Here is a 19,515-nt window from a genome sequence, read left to right on the forward strand (position 1 = left end):
GGGACAGATCATACCCGGATATCCATAATCTTCAAAATCCAGGCTGAGCAGGCCGTTAACCCTATCAGTACGATCGTTGAGACAACCAGCCCAATGCCTTGATACATCGGTTGCATATAGTCTGGTGAGCTCATATTCAAAAAAGCGAGGAACCCGACCGGCGCAATCATGATAATCTTGGATTCGAATTTCTTCTGAGCCACCATGACCGCAATCTCCTGCTTCACGTCCATCTTCTCTCCAATGAGATTCGACGTTCGTCGCACAACTTCAACAAGATCACCGCCAGTACGTTTGCATGCAGCGAACACTTCAGCGAAGTTCGTAATATCTTCGATGCCTGCCCGCTGACTGAGATCGAGCAAAGCTTGCTCAATCGGTTCTCCATTCTCAAGTCGTGAACGGATGATTCGAAATTCCCGGATCAAGTCAGTGTTCACATCAGGATACAAGAGCTGCAAATCTTGGATCACCTCATGGAAGCTATTCTCGACCGATCTTCCCGCGGCAAGGGATGAAGAAATCGAATACAACGCTTGCTTAAATTGCAAGCTAAGCTCGGTTCGGCGACGGAGCAGCAACGCTTCACGCCGGAATTTCGGATATAATGCACCCGCAGCGAAACACAGCACAGCAGCGACAACACTGTGGTAGAACAAATACCCTACGATGCTGAAGACCAGTCCCGCCCCCGCAAACGCAATCAACCACTGCATCTGAGACAGCTTATACTCGGTATAGATCGATAACCCGTCAGGCATGTGCCCTCCGAATTCCGGCGACGATGCCACTCGGTCATCATTCTCACCCTTCAACCGACGTCGCCGCATCCGTTCCTGCACTACGAAGAACGCGCCTGTAGCCGCAGCAGCGATGAACGCCAAGACTAATATGTTCATTCATCTCCCCCTCTTCTAACCACCCACTAGCTCACCATCGAATAATAAGCCCGCCATCTGAAGCTTGCTCCGATCCTGCAATGCATGACCCGTCGCTTGCAGCTCACCTTTCACTTTACCGGCTTCTTCCCCCTCTTCTTCGAATCGGAATAACGGAATCAACCTCACCTCCCCATGTTCAAGTCCGATCACTTCACTAATCTCCATCACATGTCTGGACCGATCACGAAGCCGTGATAAATGAACGATAATATCGATCGCAGAACAGATCTGCTGACGAATAACTTCAATCGGCAGCGGCGCACCGCTTAGCACCATCGTCTCCAAGCGGCTGATCATATCCTGCGGTCCATTGCTGTGACCTGTTGATAGCGAACCATCGTGTCCTGTGTTCATCGCCTGCAGCATGTCGAGGGCCTCCGCCCCGCGCACTTCCCCGACTACTATTCGGTTCGGACGCATCCGAAGCGAGGATCGAATCAAATCCCGGATCGATATCTCTCCTTTGCCTTCCGTATTTGCGTTCCGCGTCTCCAGCGCGACCAGATTCGGAACCGTGCGAATTTGCAGTTCGGCAGAATCCTCAATCGTAATGACACGTTCATCGCTCGGAATATACTGCGATAAGGCGTTCAAGAAGGTCGTCTTCCCTGAACCCGTTCCCCCGCTGATAAAGATGTTGTATTTGCCGCGAACGAGCCGCTGCAGAAATTGCGCCGCTTCCAAGGTCAGCGCCCCCTTCGCCACTAGATCATCCATCGTCATCGGCTGGTCCGGAAATTTCCGAATCGTCATCGTCGGTCCCTTCAGCGCAATCGGCGGCAGAACCACGTTGACACGCGATCCATCCTTGAGCCGTGCATCGACAATCGGTGATGACTCATTTACTACCCGGTTCACTTGCGCAACGATCGATTGAATGATATCTTCAAGCCGATCTTGGGATTCAAATACCACCTTCGCGCGCTCAACCTTCCCATCCATCTCAATGAAAATCTCGTCATGGCTGTTGATCATGATCTCGGTAATCCGGCGATCTTCCACATAAGGCTGTAATACGTCCAGTCCGCGAAACGTGTAGTATACGCGACGAACAATCCGCTGTTTCTCTGACGCCGTCCAACTCTGAGCATGCTCATGCCTGAATACGGCTTGTTCAATCATCTTGTACAACTCGTCATCACTCGTTGACCCTGATAAATTCAGTCCCGTCCGTACGGTCTGGCGAATCGAAGACACCCACGCCTCTTGCTCATCCATACATCGTCGCCCCTTCTTCAACGCACAACTTCATCACCGCCGATTGGAAAGTAGCTGCTTGCAACAAGACTTGCGGCTGATCGATCTGTTTCCATGCCGCAATATAGGGAAGATGAGCGCTTACGCGAATCCGCGATGATCGGACAGGATTCACCATCTGTCCAAGATATTTATTCACCGCAAAACAGGTCTTGTGCAGCAGCGCCGACAACGATTGGCTGGATTGATGGAGCTCCAAATACTGGAGTACCTGCTCTGTCTTCCAGAGCATTAAAGCATCGTCTTGCAGGAGCCAGAAGAGCTTATCACTGTATTCCATTGCTGCAATGGTCCGCTCCTCCATGGCTGAATCCAAATCTACGACAACCGTGTCGTACGCTCCCGATCGTTGAATCAGATCAAGTAGACGACGTGCATCCTGCTGATTTATCTGCTTCATTTCATCCAAATTATGCAGTGGATCAAAATAATCGAAGTTCATCGTAGCCCCGCTCGACTTGAAAGCATTCCACTCCGTTAACAATTCGTCCACGCTTCGCTCCGATTTCAAATAATAGAGGAGCTTCGACAAACGATTAGCAGGATCCACAGCTGGTGGACTGCGATATGCATCGAATAATAACGCGGATCCGTTCAACATCTCTAGACTCAAGTAGAACACCCGTTGCCCCTGTAATGTCAGCTGCCTGCAAAAGTTCAGCGCGAGTGTCGACTTGCCCATCCCAGCTACCGCAGAATATATTGAAATCACCTTCGTGCGCCCCGTCTTGTCTCCATCATTCAGACTCAGATTACGCTCCCCGCCGTACTTCGACAGTAAGGTGGAGAGAAGAACATGCAGCGGCTGGTATTTGCCAATCTTCTTCCCAGTCTCCGTCGCCCCCGATCCCCCAATATCTTCACTTAGGAGCAGAATTGGACACGCACAATTTGCGGTACTCTCCATTGCGAGAAATGCCTCCTCTCCCAAGATGAGATCCACCGAGGATTCATGCTGCACGTAATACCGGAAAGACTCCAGCTGCGTGAACGACTTCATCGTCACTTCATGAACAAATTCCGAGGACTGCACATAATGCATGAATAACTCCACATACTCTCGATCTGCGGAAGCTAATACAAGATTTAATTTCTTCATGCGTTCTCCCTCCTCCCATACCTGGATCTCATCACATCATGCCTGCCATCTTGAGCACACCGCCAATACAACACACCACACCTATCACAGCCATGAATACTGCCGTCTGAAGCTCCCATCGCTGCAAGCAGCCCCCTCCTTTCGCTCCGCCAAAACGCAAAAAAACCGCCACCAAACGCAGGATACCTGCGAATGATGACGGTGCTTCCGTTCATCTGTTCTGTATTTAACGATAGATTAGCATAAAAACACACGCATGACAAGAAGATTTATCCAATTCTACACGTAACTTACACTTCGAACCTGTGTTGTAAGACTTTGTTCGCTTGCCAAGGCCGCTTTTTGTGCGCATACTTAAGTTCACGATGTCAGTTCACGATGCCATCAAGAATTACATAAGGAGTGCCTATGAATTTGAAAAACCGATTTAAGAACTCATTCACCCCTGTCCGTCTAACGACGGCTATCTTATTGATCTTCATCATTGTATTAACTGGTTGCAGTACTGCTTCCACAAACGCCGGCGATACCAATGCGAAAGTCGTGAAGGTCGTCGACGGCGATACGTTAGATGTCGAGTTCAATGGCAAAACAGAGCGTATCCGGTTGCTGCTCGTCGATACGCCAGAGACCGTGCATCCCTCCAAGCCGGTGGAGCCCTTCGGACCTGAAGCATCTAAATTCGCCAAAGAAACGCTCTCCAATCAACGCGTGAAGGTAGAATTCGACGTCTCGGAACGTGATAAGTACGGTCGACTGCTGGCCTACGTCTGGATCGACGGCAAGATGTTCAACGAACTGCTGCTAGAAAAGGGCCTGGCTCGGGTCGCTTACGTCTATCCTCCTAACGTGAAATACGTAGATCAATTCCGCGCCATTCAATCCAAAGCCCAAAAAGCAGAGCTTGGCATCTGGAGCATAGAAAATTATGCAACCGATCGCGGGTTCGATGATGCAGCGGCGAAGAAATCGGAGCAGGGCGCAAAGTCGACAACCAAAGCGAAGGATACATCCGCGACGGACAATGCCAAAAAGCCTTCAACGATCGGCTCCTGCAAGAAACCAACGATCAAAGGCAATATCAGTAGTAAGGGCGATAAAATCTACCACGTACCCGGCGGTCAATCCTACGAATCGACCAAAGCGGAAGAAATGTTCTGCTCTGAGGCGGATGCCGAGGCAGCCGGATTCCGTAAAGCAAAGCGCTGATCCTGTGCCAGCTGACCCGCAAATGGGCTCTTTAAAAGGGAGCCATCTTGCGGGTTTTTTTCATTTTCTAGCACGTTCTACGAAAAAAGATGACCCCTCAGCCATTGAGAAGTCATCTGGTTTCCTCTATTTCAAAATCGCTTCAATCTCCGCCAGCTCATCGCTGCTGAAATCCAAGTTATTAATTGCTGCGACGTTCTCCTCGAGCTGCGGCACACGGCTCGCACCGATCAGCACCGACGTCACGCGACCGCCGCGAAGCACCCAAGCCAGCGCCATTTGCGCAAGCGATTGGCCGCGTCTAGCTGCAATCTGCTGCAGTTTGCGCGCCTTCGCAATCACTTCATCGGTCACGTCCTTCTTATTCAGGAACCCGCCGCGCCCTGCACGGGAATCTTGCGGAATACCATCGAGATAGCGGTCCGTCAACAACCCTTGCGCAAGCGGTGAGAAGGCAATGCTGCCAACGCCGTTTTCTTCGAGCACATCCTGCAGCCCATCTTCGATCCAGCGGTTGAACATGGAATACGAAGGCTGATGAATCAATAACGGCGTGCCTAGACTGCGCAGAATTTTTACCGCTTCCGCCGTCTGCTCCGCATTATAATTGGAAATCCCCACATACAACGCTTTCCCTTGACGCACAATCAAATCAAGCGCTGCCATGGTCTCTTCCAGCGGTGTATCCGGATCTGGGCGGTGATGATAGAAAATATCGACATAGTCCAGGTTCATCCGTTTCAGGCTCTGATCCAGGCTCGATACGAGATATTTCTTCGAACCCCATTCGCCATATGGCCCTTCCCACATGTAGTATCCCGCTTTGGTCGAGATGATGAGTTCATCCCGATACGGTGCGAGATCCTTCTGCATCATCCGGCCGAACATCGACTCCGCTGAACCCGGAGGAGGTCCATAATTATTCGCCAGATCAATATGCGTAATCCCGAGATCAAACGCTCTACGCAGCAGCGCTCTGCCGTTCTCCTCGGTGTCCACACCGCCGAAGTTATGCCACATGCCGAGCGAGACGGCAGGCAGCTTCAACCCGGATTTGCCCGTGCGATTGTATTTCATCGTGCTGTAACGCTCATGATTTGCCTGATAAGTCATTGTACTTGCCTCCCATGGATCTTATTGAAGTACATGCTTCTTCAACAAAATGGTAAGCCCAAGCAAAGGCAAAGTCAAATTTTACCTTAGTCGCCCGAAATAATACGAAATGTCCCCGTTCCAATCGAGCCCAACTGGCCCTCGCTGTCCGTAATGGAGCCGTAGACGGTTAACATTTTGCGGGATTGATGCAATAAGTCTGCGGTGACGATCAATTTTCCTGCATACATCGGCGCGACATAATGAACATTCAGATTCGTCGTTACCGTCTTCGCACCTGGCAGCAGGGAAGCAATCAACACCCCCATCGCATTGTCTAACAGTGATGACAACACACCGCCGTGCACCATGCCGATCAAATTCATATGATGCGTCGTCGCTTCGAGACTAATGATCGCTTGCTTCGGCGTCAACGACTCCACCTGGCAGCCCAAATACCCCCAGAATGTCTCCTCTGCTGCCTGCGCAATTTTTGCAATATAGGCCTCCCGTTCAGCCTCGCTCATATCCATCCTTCGCACCTCCCTACAGCCAACCGAGCAAGCACTTGCACCGTGCTATTTCCCTTTCGGGGTTTTATTCAATTCTTCCTCCAAGAGCTTGCGGCGCAGCACTTTTCCGATAATGTTCTTCGGTAGTGATTCACGGAATTCATACAACCGCGGTACTTTGTAAGCAGCCAGTCGCTCTCGGCACCATGCGGTAATCTCTTGCTCCGATGTGAACTCCCCATCCCGCAGCACGATGTACGCCTTGACCGTCTCGCCGCGGTAATCATCCGGGACGCCGACCGCAATCGCTTCTTTGATGCTTGGATGCTCGAAGAGCACTTCGTCGATTTCGCGCGGATAAATTTTGAACCCGCCAGCGATAATGACATCCTTCTTCCGATCTACAATGGCAAAAAATCCGTCCTCGTCCATCGTCCCCATATCCCCGGTGTAGAGCCAGCCATCCTGCAGCACTTGCTCTGTCTCTTGCGGGCGATTCCAGTACCCTTTCATCACTTGCGGACCCTTGACGAGCAGCTCGCCTACCGAACCAATCGGCAGCTCCTCTCCCGTATCGGGATCGATGATTTTGGCATCGGTATCGGGCAGCGGAATGCCGATCGTTCCGATCTTGCGCTTCTCCCAGACCGTATTCGCATGGGTGACGGGAGCAGCCTCCGTCAACCCGTAGCCCTCAACCAATCGTCCACCAGACAAGCCTTCGAACGTCTCCTGCACTTCAATCGGCAACGGCGCAGATCCGCTCACGCAAGCCTTAATCGAAGACAGGTCGTATTTCGCAATGTCCTTATGGTGAATAAGTGCGATATACATCGTCGGCGCCCCAGGGAAAATCGTCGGTCTATGCTTATCGATCGTCTTCAGCACTTGGCTGACCTCGAATCGCGGCAGTAGAAGCAGCATACCTCCGGAATACACGCACTGATTCAATATGACCGTCAGGCCAAAGACATGGAAGCAAGGCAGGGCGCCGAGATAACGTTCTTGACCGAACTCCGCGCGATAGAACCATTTGGAGACTTGGTACGTATTTGCAATGAGGTTCTTATGGGTTAGCATCGCACCCTTCGGAACCCCCGTCGTACCTCCGGTATACTGCAGAACGGCAAGATCTTCGTCTGCGTCCACCTGCACCATTTCGAAGACGGGAGAAGCACTTGCGAGCAGCTTGCGAAAGGAATGCACGGACCTGCCGTAGGTAACGGACAAGTTCTGACCGTCTTTTTTTGCTTTGACCGGATAGAGCCATTTCACCGGAATGGGCAGCACATCCCGCAGCGAGGCGACAATCACATGCTGAATCGAAGTCTGCGGCTGAACAGCCAACACGCGATGATGCATGAAATCGAGGGTTACAATGGCCTTCGCGCCGGAATCCTGCATCTGATGCCGCAGCTCCCCCTCCATATAGAGGGGGTTCGTCTGGACGACGATGGCGCCAATCGACAGAATGCCGAAGTAGGCGATCACCATCTGCGGGCAGTTCGGGAGCATAATCGCTATGCGATCCCCTGCCTTCATACCTAAGGCGAGCAGCGCATTCGCGAAGCGATTTGACTCGCATAGCAGTTCACCATACGTCATTCGTTTGCCCATAAAATCTATCGCTGGACGACTGCCGAACTTCGTGGCGGAATCGACGAGAAATTGAGCGACGTTCTGATCCGGATAATCATTCGATGGAGCGACTTCTTGCGGATAGTGCCTTAACCAAACCTTGGATGAATGCAATATCGAACACATCCCTTCCTATGGATTAAGACTGATATTTCTCCCCATGAATGACCCGAGCCCCGATCGCCCGTTTCAACTGCGTCGTATTGACCGGAGTATGACGAGCCAGCTTCTTCAAGATCGACAGCTGCGTCCGCAGGACATCGCCTGTTTCTAGCGTCGAGAGCGTAATTTTCGCTTCGGATTCGATCCGTTCGAACGCTTCCTGCGCGAACACCTGCGTCATTTGAATATAGTTCAGCGATTCCGCCTCGGATGATCTAGCGACCTGCTTCTCTGCGCGCAGCAGCGCGCTCTCGAGCGCATAGATCTGAATCATCATGTCTGCAAGGCTGCTCAGAATCTCTTGTTCCGCTTCGATGCGCGTACCGACCTTCTGAATCGCGACGCCGCCGGCGAACAAGAAGATTTTTTTCGCCATGCTTAGCAAATGACGCTCCTGTTCCAACACGCCGTCAAAGGTCTGGCCGGGAATCAGCTGCAGCAGCTCAGACTGTAAGGCTTCTGCTTTCTGGATGAGCGGCAATTCGCCTTTTAATGCCTTCTTCAGCAATGTTCCTGGAATTAGGAGCCGATTGATTTCATTGGTACCTTCGAAAATTCGATTGATGCGCGAATCCCGGTAGATGCGTTCAATTTTGTACTCTTGAATGAAGCCGTAGCCGCCATGGATTTGGACGCCCTCATCCGCGACGAAGTCAAGCGCTTCCGAAGCAAATACTTTGTTGATCGAGCATTCCAGCGCGTACTCCGATATTCCTTTGGCCGACTGCTTCCCCGCGTCCGGACTCGTATGATCCAGATCGCTGAGAATATGATCGATGTATCCAGCGGTGCGATAGACCATGCTCTCCATGACATACGTCGTTATATTCATCTCGGCTAGCTTCTTCCCGATCAACGGGAACGAGGCGATCGGCTTGCCGAACTGAGTTCGCACATTGGCATATTGCGCTGCGATGTGAATCGCTTCCTTCGCACCGCCTAGGCAGCCTGCCCCAAGCTTGAACCGACCGATATTGAGGATGTTAAATGCAATAAGATGCCCTTTGCCTATTTCACCGAGCAAGTTATCGACAGGGACATGCGCCTCTTCGAAAAATAAAGGCCGCGTCGAGGAGCCCTTAATCCCCATCTTTTTCTCTTCGGGCCCAAGGGTGAAGCCCGGCGTATCCTTCTCCACGATAAAAGCAGAGAAATGTTGCCCGTCAACCTTCGCGTACACGATAAATAGGTCCGCAAAGCCCGCATTCGTAATAAATACCTTTGAGCCGTTCAAGATGTAATGCTGGCCGTCATCGGACAGCTTCGCCGTCGTCTTCGCACCCAGCGCATCCGAACCCGATGTAGGCTCCGTGAGGCAATACGCCGCGATCTTTGCGCCTGTTGCCAGGTCAGGCAGATAGCGGGCCTTCTGCTCCGGCGTCCCGAAGAACACGATCGGTAATGTGCCGATCCCGACGTGAGCGCCGACGGACAATGCGAAGGAAGAAGCTCCTGCCAGCACTTCGTTAATGATGGTCGAGCTGACTTTGTCTAGGCCGAGCCCGCCGTAGATTTCCGGGATATCCGAGCTGAGCAGCCCGAGCTCCCCTGCCTTGCGCATGAGCTTCACCGTTAATTCATAGTCCAGCTTCTCCAGCTGCTCATCCTGCGGCAGCACATCCGTCTGCAGAAATTGCTTTGTCGTCTCGACGAACATCCGCTGTTCTTCGGTGAAGTCCTCCGGCGTAACAATCCGATCTGGCGAAATGTCTTCAATGACGAAGCTTCCGCCAATGATTCGATCGATCACTTTCCCCATCTTACTCCCTCCATGTACGCAAATTGTTGAATCGATCTATTCATGTACTTCAAATACCCCTGCGGCGCCCATCCCTCCGCCAATGCACATCGATACGACGCCAATCCCGCCGCCGCGACGTTTCAGTTCATAGATTAAGCTCGCGGACAGCTTCGTCCCAGTGCAGCCTAGGGGATGCCCCAGCGCAATGGCTCCGCCATTGACATTTACCTTCGATTCATCCAGGCCCAGTTCCCGAATGATATGGAGACATTGCGAAGCGAATGCCTCATTGATCTCGAATAGATCGACCTGATCGATTTCAATTCCCGCGCGTTTCAACGCCTTCGGGATCGCCTCAACAGGACCGATGCCCATTACTTCTGGTGCAACACCGGCCACCGCAAACGCACGGAATGTCGCGAGTGGCTTCAGCCCCAGCTGCTCCGCTCTGGCTCTGCTCATGACGACCGCTGCGGCGGCTCCGTCGCTGGTCTGCGACGCGTTGCCCGCCGTCACCGTCCCACGGGCTGCGAATGCGGGCTTCAGCTTCGCCAAGACCTCCTCCGACGTATCGGGCCGCACCCCTTCATCGCGGTCGAACACAATCGATCGCTCGACGAGCTGGCCCCGCTCATCCACATGCCGCAGCTTCGTCTCAAGTGGAACGATCTCCTCCTCGAACTTCCCAGAGGAGAGCGCCGCAGCTGCCTTATGGTGACTACTCGCGGCGAAGCGATCCTGATCTTCGCGGCTAATATTGAACTGCTTCGCCACCTGTTCGGCGGTATGCCCCATCGCCATGTAGACGCCCGGCAGATCCGAGACGATCTGCGGATGCGGAGACGGCTTAAATCCCGCCATCGGCACATGGCTCATACTCTCTACACCGCCTGCAATCACGACATCGGCTTCGCCAAGCATGATGCGATCCGCCGCGAAGGCGATGGACTGCAGCCCCGATGCGCAGAATCGATTAATCGTCAGTGCCGGGACCGATACGGGGAATCCTGCATACTGCGCCATAATCCGCGCAAAATTAAGTCCCTGCTCCCCTTCCGGCATCGCACAGCCGATGATTATATCCTCAACGTCCCCTTTCGAGAGTCCAGGCGCTCGTTCCACAACCGCATTTAATACCGTTTTTCCCAAGTCCTCAGCCCGCGTCTGTGCCAGACTTCCACGCTTCGCCCTTCCGACCGCCGTACGGGCGATTGATACGATGACAGCCTCCTGCATCACCCTTGCACCTCACTTTCTTCGAATCTTTCTCTCTTTACCTGTTAGTTGCGAAGCGGCTTCCCTTTCGAGAGGGTATATTGAATCCGCTGCATCGTCTTCGGTTCGCCCGACAGACTTAAGAAGGCTTCCCGCTCCAGATCGAGCATGTATTGTTCGGATACGAGTGAGCCCGCGGGAGCATGGCCTCCAGCCAGCACATGAGCAAGCTTCTTGGCGATTAAGAGATCGTGGTCCGAGATATAGCCGCCTTGATGCATTTGCAGCGCACCGAGCTGCATGACTGCGCGGCCATCCTCGCCAAGCACACGAATCGGCTCCTCCGGCGGCAGCGTATAACCGCTCCGGTCCATGGCCAGAACCGCCTGCTTCGCTTCATAGATGCGATAGTCGGGATGGATAATGACACGATCATGCAGCTGAGCAAAATGCAGGTTACGCGCATCATCGCCGCTGGTCGAGACTTTGGCGAGCGCAATCGTCTCGAACACCTTATTCATAAACGGCTGCATATCTTCATCACGGTCGATCGCGGATCGGCTGACGCGAAGCGCCATCTCTTTGCAGCCACCGCCCGCAGGAATTAACCCCACACCCGTCTCTACGAGCCCGAAATAGGTCTCTGCCGCGAACAGAATCTGATCTGCTGGCATACACACTTCCACACCACCGCCTAATGTCATGCGATGCGGCGCGGCAACGACAGGCTTATCGAGGCGCTTGAGCGTAAGCATCGTGTTCTGGAAGGTGCGAATGATGTTATCCACTTCATCCCATTCTCCATCTTGGGCTTCCATCAGCAGGAGCATCAGGTTTGCGCCAACGCAGAAGTTTTTGCCTTCATTCGCAAGTACGAGTCCGCGCCAATTGCGGCGGACCTCCTCCACGCTCTGTTGAATCATCGACAGAATATCAACGCCGATCGCATTATTCGGGGAATGAAATTCGAGACAGGCTACCCCATCCCCTAGATCAATTAAACTCGCACCCGAGTTGCTGCGAATGATCTTCTTCTGCTGCTTCAGCTGAGCAAGGGAGATGTATTCCGGATTCGCTTCGATGCCTTCCCATGTTTGCTGATGGGTGTAGAACAATCGGTCTTCCTGCTGCTGATAGAAGGTGTCATGCCCTTGCTCCACCCATTCCTTCACCCACGCAGGAACTATCGTCCCTTCTGCTTCCATCCGGGCGATCGAAGCGCGGACTCCGATCGCATCCCAGGTCTCGAACGGTCCCAGATCCCAGTTGAAGCCCCACTTCATCGCTTGATCAATCTCCACGATCGAGTCTGCAATTTCCCCGACTTTCTCCGCGGCATAGATCAAGACAGGTTTGACGATATTCCATGCCAGCTGGGAATACGTATCATTCGTTCCGAGCAGCGCCTTGATCCTCGCACGCGCGCCCTTCGCATTTTTCGCAGCCTCAAGGGAGGCGGATGTAATCTTGCGCGATGGCTCATACGTCAGCGTCTCTAACTGCAGCGCTTCGATGACGGATTTGCCGTCAGCGCCTTTCACCTTCTTATAGAATCCCTGCCCCGATTTCTCGCCGATCCAGCCTCGCTGCACGAGCTCCGTCAACACGCGCGGCGACTGAAATACAGCCCGTTCCTCCGCGGCACTCTCTGGCAGATTCGAATGCACATTGTTCGCGACATGCACGAACGTATCGAGGCCTACCAAATCCAACGTACGGAACGTGGCGCTCTTCGGGCGGCCTAAGGCTGGTCCGGTCACTGCATCCACTTCCTCCACGGAGTATCCCCCGCGCTCCATCTCCTGCAATGTCACGAGCAGCCCGTACGTCCCAATCCGGTTGGCGATGAAATTTGGCGTATCCTTCGCCTGTACGACCCCTTTACCAAGCCGCTTCTCAGCAAATTGCTTCATGAATGCCAGAATTTCCGGGTCGGTGTCCGGTCCCGGGATAATCTCGAGAAGCTTCATATACCGCGGCGGATTGAAAAAATGCGTCCCGAGAAAATGCGATCGAAGCCCTACGCCGCAATCCGCGACCATCTCGCGAATCGATATCCCCGACGTATTCGAGCTCACGATGGTCCCCGGCTTCCAGACTTGCTCCAGCCTTGCATAGAGTCCTTTTTTGATCGGCAGCGACTCCGTTACGACCTCAATAATCCAATCCACATCCGATAGGCTCGGTAAGTCGTCCTCAATATTCCCGATCTGAATGCGCTGCACAAATTCTGGACTATAGAGCGGAGACGGGTTCGTCTTCTTCAACCTTGCCACCGCATCCGCAGCCAACCGATTGCGAAATGTAGACGAGGCCGGATTCAAGTCCGCTGCTTCCTCTTCCTTCGTCCGTGAATCCGGTACGCGATCAAGCAATAAGCATGAGATGCCCACATTCGCTAGATGCGCAGCAATCGCTGCTCCCATCACCCCGGAGCCCAGCACCGCTGCTCTTCGAATCATTCTTGTCATTTCGTCCATCCCTCCACTTCACTAGAGCCGCAATACTTCATCGCCAAACACCGCGAGCGCCAAAATCTCCGCAATATCCATCGCCCGCACCTGCTCTTCCACGCCTTTCTGCTTCGTCCCATCCGATAGCATCGTTAGACAATAAGGACACGCGGACCCAATCATCGTCGGTGATACGGCAAGCGCTTGCTCCGTGCGAGCTACATTCACTCGCTTGCCCTCCGTCTCTTCCATCCACATTCGCCCGCCGCCAGCGCCGCAGCACATCCCATTCTCCCGAGACCGCTCCATCTCGAGCAGCGTTACCCCTGCAATTGCTCGCAGGATCGCGCGGGGCGGATCGTACACCTCGTTATAGCGTCCCAGATAGCAGGAATCGTGATAAGTAATTCGCTCTTTCAGCGCATGTTGTGGTGTAAGCGCTCCCGATTCGATCAATTGTGCGAGCAGCTCACTATGATGGATCACCTCGGCTTTCAATCCAAAGTCTGGATACTCATGCTTGAACGTGTTATAGGTATGAGGGCATGCCGTGACGATTTTTTTCACACCGTATTTCTCGAAGACAGCGATATTCTCTTGGCACAATTGCTGAAATAGCAGCTCATTCCCGAGCCGTCTAGGCGTATCGCCCGAATTACGTTCCTCCTGGCCGAGTATCGCAAAATTTACATGTGCTTCTTGCATAAGTCTTACAAAGGCTTCCGTGATTCGCCGTGAGCGAATATCATATGAACCCATTGAGCCGACGAAGAACAGGTATTCAAAATGCGGATTCTCTTGCACCGTTCTCACACGGTATCGATCAGCTTCATTCGCATTGACATCGGCACTTTTCCGCTTTGCCGCATAGTCCTCGGTCCATTTCGCTCGATCCATCCGACTCATGCCCCACGGGTTGCTCTGACGCTCAATATTCTGCATCGCCCGTTGACCGTCATGCGGCATGCTTCCCTGCATCAGCACGAGATGACGGCGCAGATCGATAATTTTATCCACGTGTTCGTTATCCACCGGGCATTGGTCCTCGCAATTCCGACAAGTTGTGCAAGCCCAGATCTCTTCCTCCGTAATGACATCGCCGATCAGCTGGATCGAATCGATCGTTGCAGTCGAATCTATGTGCCATGCCAATTTCTGTGCAAGCATGGTCGGTTCGATATTGGTCGCTTGATGCGATTCGGCATGGAACATGACGGCGGGTGCATCTTGCCCTATCTTGTGCACGCCCGTACTACCGAACCCAAAGGCAGGTACCCATGCGGAGCTTGAAGTCATCGCAGCGCCTTTGTCTGTGAGATGATCGCGAAGCTTCGTGATCAGATGCATCGGGGAGAGCCATTTGCCCGTGCTCGCTGCAGGGCACACATTCGTACATCGACCGCATTCCACGCAAGCATACAGGTCCAGCAGCTGCTTCTGGGTGAACTGCTCAATCTGATCCACGCCAAAAGTCTCGGCAGTTTCATCCTCTAGATCCAGCTTGGCAAGCCGCCCCGGCGGACCTTGTCTCCGGAGCCAGATATTCACGGGCGCAACGATAATATGGAAATGCTTCGATTGCGGGACATATACGAGAAATGCAAGAATCGTAAGCAGATGAATCCACCAGCTCACCTCCATCCCCGCGCTCACAGCATTCGAAGATAGACCTTCAAACAACCATGCGGCCATAGAAGAGAGCGGGGCGGTGAGCGATCCCTCCAGGTTGTTGTGCACCCGATCGAACCCGAGGAAGGCAACGACGGACAACATTAACGTACCGATAAAAAACACGACCAAACTCGGCTTAAAATCCCGCTGCAACCGCTTGAGCTTCTCTATGTACCGCCGATAAGCTGCGTAGAGGATGGCGAAGAGCACGAGTCCGACGGTGACTTCTTGGGTTATGGTGAACCATGCTGCTTCGAACCAAGGGATTCCTCCTCCGGCAACCCCTCTGACCAGAATGTCAATCGCTCCAAATTGCACAATGATGAACCCATAGAAAATAACAACGTGCATCACTCCACTGCGCCAATCCTTAAGCAGCTTGGATTGACCAAAGACCTGTGCTGCGAATCCATTACGCGCCGCGCCTTCGCGGGTCTGCTGTTCCATCGATTGACCGAGCCGGATATATTGCCATCGCCTGAACACGACTATGCCGAATAAGGATGCCGCATAGACCGCTACCGCAATCGCGATGAGCAGGCGCACAATGGATGGGCTCATAGGATATCCCTCCCTTTTTTACTTCTCATGTGGTGTGTGGTCACGTTTGCGAACCTCAATACTTGTATATGTCCAGTAAGGTTGAAAAATGAATTTGGATGAGCGGTATTTTAGCAGTGTTCAATTAATAAACTTACGGAAGAGGATGCTGTTGTGGGACTTACCCTAGGGGTGAAGCAAGCGAAAGGAGAATAGAGGATGAACATTTGGGTATTGCTCAAGCAAACGTTTGATACCGAGGAGAAAATTGTACTCGCAGGAGACGGAATATCCGAGGCTGGTGTGAAATGGATCATCAATCCATACGATGAATACGCCGTGGAGGAGGCCATTCGCCTTGTCGAACAACGTGGCGGTAAGGTTCATCTGTTATCGGTAGGTCCTGAACGGACAGGGGAAGCGCTTCGCACCGCACTTGCGATGGGAGCCGATGAGGCGGTGTTGATTCATGATTCACGCATCCCGCAAGATGAATGGGCCGTCGCTAAGGTGCTCGCAACCTTCTTAGCCGATCAAGGGGCTGATCTGATTCTCGGCGGCAACTTCTCCGTCGACCATGGCGCAGGGCAAATCGCGATTCGAATCGCAGAGCAGCTCGGCTTGCCGCATATTGGATCCATTACGAAGCTGGATATTGCGGCAGGAGGCGAAGCGGTCGTTCACCGTGATGCCGAAGGCGATACAGAGATCATTAGCGCTCCGCTGCCTGCACTGTTCACGGCGCAGCAAGGCTTGAACGAACCTCGCTATCCGACACTGCCGGGCATTATGAAAGCGAAGAAGAAACCGTTCAAGCAGCTGTCGCTGGACGATATCGCAGGCATCTCGCCTGAAGATCTGGCGCCTCGAACGACAAGAGTATCCTTAGGCTTGCCGAAGGCCAGACAGGCCGGGGTGATCCTGCAGGGCGATCTGGCTGCCCAAGCAGCGGATCTTATCCGTCGATTGCGTCAAGACGCCAAAGTGATCTAGGAGGGAATGATCATGAGTCGTACAATACTTACATTCGCGGAAGTACGGAATAACGAGCTGCGCCAGGTAGCTCTGGAAGCTGTCAGCGCAGCAGTGACCATCTCAGAATCCGCCCCTGCTGATATTGCGAGCTGTCTGCTCGTTCAGGAGAATACCGCAGCAGATCTTATTGCACGTTATGCTGCGAGTCTCTTCGCGCAGGGAGCTCGCCGCGTATATGTCGTGAAGCATGCGGGCTTTACAGCGTACCATGCGGAGCTCTATACAAGTGCGGTGCAGCAGATTGTCGCCGCAGCAAGCCCGGAGTTCATGATCTTCGGCCATACGGCGGTTGGCCGCGACCTCGCACCGCGCCTCGCTTCAGCACTGCAAGCGGGGCAAATCTCGGATATTACAGCCATTGCGCATCAAGATGGGCAGCTGCGCTATACGCGCCCGCTCTACGCCGGCAAGGCCGTGGAGCAGCGTGCCTTCGCAGCAGGCTCTTCCGCCGCCTCCATCCTGACGATTCGGCCGAATAACATCCCGCTTGGTGCGGTAGATCCGTCTCGAACCGGCGAGGTCATCGAGGTTGCGTTCACACCGCCATCCCTGCGCACCATCGTTCGCAATGTTGTTCGCAAGACAAGCGGTGCACTCGATCTATCCGAGGCGAAGATCATCGTCTCCGGCGGACGCGGCGTAAAAAGCGCGGACGGCTTCAAGCCGCTCGAAGAGCTCGCTGCCGTGCTGAACGGTGCCGTCGGGGCTTCTCGCGGCGCCTGCGATGCAGGCTACTGCGACTATGGCCTTCAGATCGGCCAGACCGGCAAGGTCGTCACGCCGGAGATCTACATTGCCTGCGGCATTAGCGGCGCGATACAGCATCTCGCCGGCATGAGCGGTTCCCGCGTCATTATCGCGGTGAACAAAGATCCCGAGGCTCCGATCTTCAAAGTCGCCGATTACGGCATCGTCGGGGATCTTTTCGAGGTCGTACCACTGCTTACGACGGCGTTCCGCGAGTTCCTGGAACATGAGGCCTAACGTTAGCGCGTTCTGAACATGAAGAAGCGTGGCAGATTCCATATCTGCCACGCTTCTTTTGGGTTTGATTCCATCCTAGATCGTTACCGCGCCGAACCCTCCGTCGACCCGAATGAGCGACCCCGTCACGAAGCTGGATGCAGCCTCCGAGGCGAGCCAGACCACTGCGCCTTGCAGCTCTGCCGGATCACCAAAACGGTTCATCGGTGTATGGCTCATGATCGAAGCAACGCGCTCAGGAGACAGGATCGATCGATTTTGCTCCGCTGGGAAGAATCCCGGCACGATCGCATTCACCCGAATCTTGTTCGGCGCGAATTCACGTGCAAGGTACTGCGTCATGTTGTTCAACGCCGACTTGGATGCGGAGTAAGAAAAGACACGCGACAGCGGCGGTCCGGAAGATACGGAGCTAATGTTAATGATGCTGCCCCCCGTTCCGTTATCGATCATCGCCTTGCCGAACACCTGACATGCGAGCATTACGCTCTTGGCGTTGACATCCATAATGCGATCCCATTCTTCCTCCTCGATCTCGAAGAACGGCGTTGCACTGTTCACCCCGGCCGTATTCAACAAAATGTCGACGCGGCCCGTCCATGCGTTGATTGCATGCAGCGCCTGCTGCAATTCCAGCTTACTGACAGCATCTGCCTTGAACAACCTCGCCTTACCGGTATCCAGCAGCGGCTGCAGATCTGACGCAGACTTCTCCAAGTTGCGGACGACAAGCGCCGCATACGCCCCATGGGCGATTAATGCTTCCGCCATCACGCGCCCGAGCGTACTGCCTGCACCAATGACAACTGCCGTCCGCCCAGACAAATCAAAAAGTGGGGATGGTGTGTAGATTTGCATCGGAACGTATTCCTCCTTTCCGTTTAATCATCATCAGGTCCCAGCAAGACATGCCCCAGCCGATAGATATACGACTCAACCATCGATTGACGTCATTTCCACTCCTGTATCTGCGACAAGAGCGCTTCTTGACCGGTTAACGACGATGCTTTTATGATGCCTTTGCGGTATGCCTCCGGACTGCACCCGGCCACCGCCTTGAACAATCGGCTGAAATGCGCCAAATGCCGGAAACCGACCATACGGCTAATATCCGACACCGAACGCTCCGGCTGCAGTCTAAGCCAGATTTTTGCCTGATTGATGCGACGGTTGTATAGATATTTGAATACCGTGGTACCCGTAACTTCTTTGAATAAATTGGATAAATATGGTTTGGATAAATGAAGCGTCGAAGCTATCGTTTCAAGCGTCATTTCCTCTGCGTAATGGTCCTCCAGGAATGAGATCACCCGCTGCACGTACCGTTCCTTGTCCGAACGATGCTCCCGCTCCTGCACATGATTTTTGCATAACCCGCCAACCACGTGCATTAATTCCATAAATCGCAGCGTAAACCGTTCATAAGCCGCATGAACCTCGGAGCTGTTCCGCTGCCGATACAACGTATTCATCTCGCTCAACAGCCGGTCGAATTCCGTCCGATCCCGCTCCTGTAGATGAATCCGAATATTGCTCAGTTCCTCGAACGGGCGCAGCAGCTGCGCAACCAGATCCGGCTGCAGCACGGTCGTCAGGTAGGACGGCTCGAAATGGAGCGTCGATCGTACATAAGGCATGTGCGGCGCAGGATTCGGACAATGTAGCGTCATCCCGTGCATTAAGATCAAATCGCCAGGAACAAGCGTCATAATTTTGTCTCCGATTAAATACGTGCACTCTCCCTGATGAAAAAAATACAACTCATAATAAGCATGGGCATGAAAATGCGCTCCTTCGATCGGATGCGCATTACGGTATGTGAGCTCGATGGGCTCATGCCATTGCAAAGATTGCGGCACAGAATCAACCTCCAGAAGCACGCGACGGCGCTCTTTTCAGATGGTATGCGTAGTTGTCATGATTTTACCATACGCGCGTCCTTTCGGTTACCTAACACTTTCGTGCT

The 19,515-nt window shown here is 53.3% G+C and carries 15 protein-coding genes; 3 read left to right on the forward strand and 12 right to left on the reverse strand.

Going from position 1 to position 19,515, the window contains the following annotated elements; all coding sequences use genetic code 11:
• Positions 1-8: 8 nt before the first annotated feature.
• The 3 genes from GCU39_RS19055 to GCU39_RS19065 are packed head-to-tail and all read right to left on the reverse strand — an operon-like array spanning position 9 to position 3,297.
• A complete protein-coding gene (locus GCU39_RS19055) occupies positions 9-899 on the reverse strand; it encodes a type II secretion system F family protein (protein ID WP_193726547.1) in 891 nt (296 codons plus the stop codon).
• Between the two features lie 15 nt (positions 900-914).
• The gene (locus GCU39_RS19060; protein WP_152394969.1) at positions 915-2,159 is read right to left on the reverse strand and encodes a TadA family conjugal transfer-associated ATPase; all 1,245 of its coding nucleotides are present in this window, start codon (positions 2,157-2,159) and stop codon (positions 915-917) included.
• Entirely contained in the window at positions 2,152-3,297 is a 1,146-nt protein-coding gene (locus GCU39_RS19065; RefSeq protein WP_152394970.1) for a P-loop NTPase family protein, read from the reverse strand. Before GCU39_RS19065 ends, GCU39_RS19060 begins: the two co-directional genes overlap by 8 nt.
• Positions 3,298-3,705: 408 nt before the next feature.
• Here GCU39_RS19065 and GCU39_RS19070 point away from each other — a divergent pair, with 408 nt between their 5' ends.
• Complete coding sequence (locus GCU39_RS19070) at positions 3,706-4,506, forward strand: thermonuclease family protein (protein ID WP_152394971.1); 801 nt, start codon at positions 3,706-3,708, stop codon at positions 4,504-4,506.
• Between the two features lie 126 nt (positions 4,507-4,632).
• Here the strand turns inward: GCU39_RS19070 and mgrA are convergent, their stop codons facing one another.
• From mgrA to GCU39_RS19105, 7 genes are all read right to left on the reverse strand, one after another.
• Positions 4,633-5,619: an L-glyceraldehyde 3-phosphate reductase gene (gene mgrA, locus GCU39_RS19075; RefSeq protein WP_152394972.1), complete on the reverse strand. Its 987-nt coding sequence runs from the start codon at positions 5,617-5,619 to the stop codon at positions 4,633-4,635.
• A gap of 86 nt (positions 5,620-5,705) precedes the next feature.
• On the reverse strand, positions 5,706-6,131 hold the full coding sequence (locus GCU39_RS19080; RefSeq protein WP_193726548.1) for a PaaI family thioesterase: 426 nt from the start codon (positions 6,129-6,131) through the stop codon (positions 5,706-5,708).
• Positions 6,132-6,176: 45 nt separating this feature from the next.
• Positions 6,177-7,874 carry a long-chain-fatty-acid--CoA ligase gene (locus GCU39_RS19085; protein WP_321575589.1) on the reverse strand — a complete coding sequence of 566 codons (1,698 nt, stop codon included), beginning with the start codon at positions 7,872-7,874 and terminating at the stop codon, positions 6,177-6,179.
• Between the two features lie 13 nt (positions 7,875-7,887).
• The gene (locus GCU39_RS19090) at positions 7,888-9,669 is read right to left on the reverse strand and encodes an acyl-CoA dehydrogenase FadE (protein WP_152394974.1); all 1,782 of its coding nucleotides are present in this window, start codon (positions 9,667-9,669) and stop codon (positions 7,888-7,890) included.
• Between the two features lie 36 nt (positions 9,670-9,705).
• Positions 9,706-10,887 carry an acetyl-CoA C-acyltransferase gene (locus GCU39_RS19095; RefSeq protein WP_152394975.1) on the reverse strand — a complete coding sequence of 394 codons (1,182 nt, stop codon included), beginning with the start codon at positions 10,885-10,887 and terminating at the stop codon, positions 9,706-9,708.
• Positions 10,888-10,931: 44 nt separating this feature from the next.
• A complete protein-coding gene (locus tag GCU39_RS19100; RefSeq protein WP_152394976.1) occupies positions 10,932-13,337 on the reverse strand; it encodes a 3-hydroxyacyl-CoA dehydrogenase/enoyl-CoA hydratase family protein in 2,406 nt (801 codons plus the stop codon).
• A gap of 21 nt (positions 13,338-13,358) precedes the next feature.
• Positions 13,359-15,551 carry a (Fe-S)-binding protein gene (locus tag GCU39_RS19105; RefSeq protein WP_152394977.1) on the reverse strand — a complete coding sequence of 731 codons (2,193 nt, stop codon included), beginning with the start codon at positions 15,549-15,551 and terminating at the stop codon, positions 13,359-13,361.
• A gap of 198 nt (positions 15,552-15,749) precedes the next feature.
• Here GCU39_RS19105 and GCU39_RS19110 point away from each other — a divergent pair, with 198 nt between their 5' ends.
• Complete coding sequence (locus GCU39_RS19110) at positions 15,750-16,523, forward strand: electron transfer flavoprotein subunit beta/FixA family protein (RefSeq protein WP_152394978.1); 774 nt, start codon at positions 15,750-15,752, stop codon at positions 16,521-16,523.
• 12 nt (positions 16,524-16,535) lie between these two features.
• Positions 16,536-17,549, forward strand: a complete 1,014-nt coding sequence (locus GCU39_RS19115; RefSeq protein ID WP_152394979.1) for an electron transfer flavoprotein subunit alpha/FixB family protein — start codon at positions 16,536-16,538, stop codon at positions 17,547-17,549.
• Between the two features lie 75 nt (positions 17,550-17,624).
• On the opposite strand, the gene GCU39_RS19120 is transcribed toward GCU39_RS19115, so the two are convergent.
• Positions 17,625-18,407, reverse strand: coding sequence for an SDR family oxidoreductase (locus GCU39_RS19120; RefSeq protein ID WP_152394980.1), 783 nt, complete (start codon positions 18,405-18,407; stop codon positions 17,625-17,627).
• A 92-nt stretch (positions 18,408-18,499) separates the two neighbouring features.
• Positions 18,500-19,408, reverse strand: coding sequence for a helix-turn-helix transcriptional regulator (locus GCU39_RS19125; RefSeq protein WP_152394981.1), 909 nt, complete (start codon positions 19,406-19,408; stop codon positions 18,500-18,502).
• Positions 19,409-19,515: the final 107 nt, after the last annotated feature.

It is taken from the genome of Paenibacillus guangzhouensis (assembly GCF_009363075.1).
Taxonomy (GTDB): domain Bacteria; phylum Bacillota; class Bacilli; order Paenibacillales; family Paenibacillaceae; genus Paenibacillus_K; species Paenibacillus_K guangzhouensis.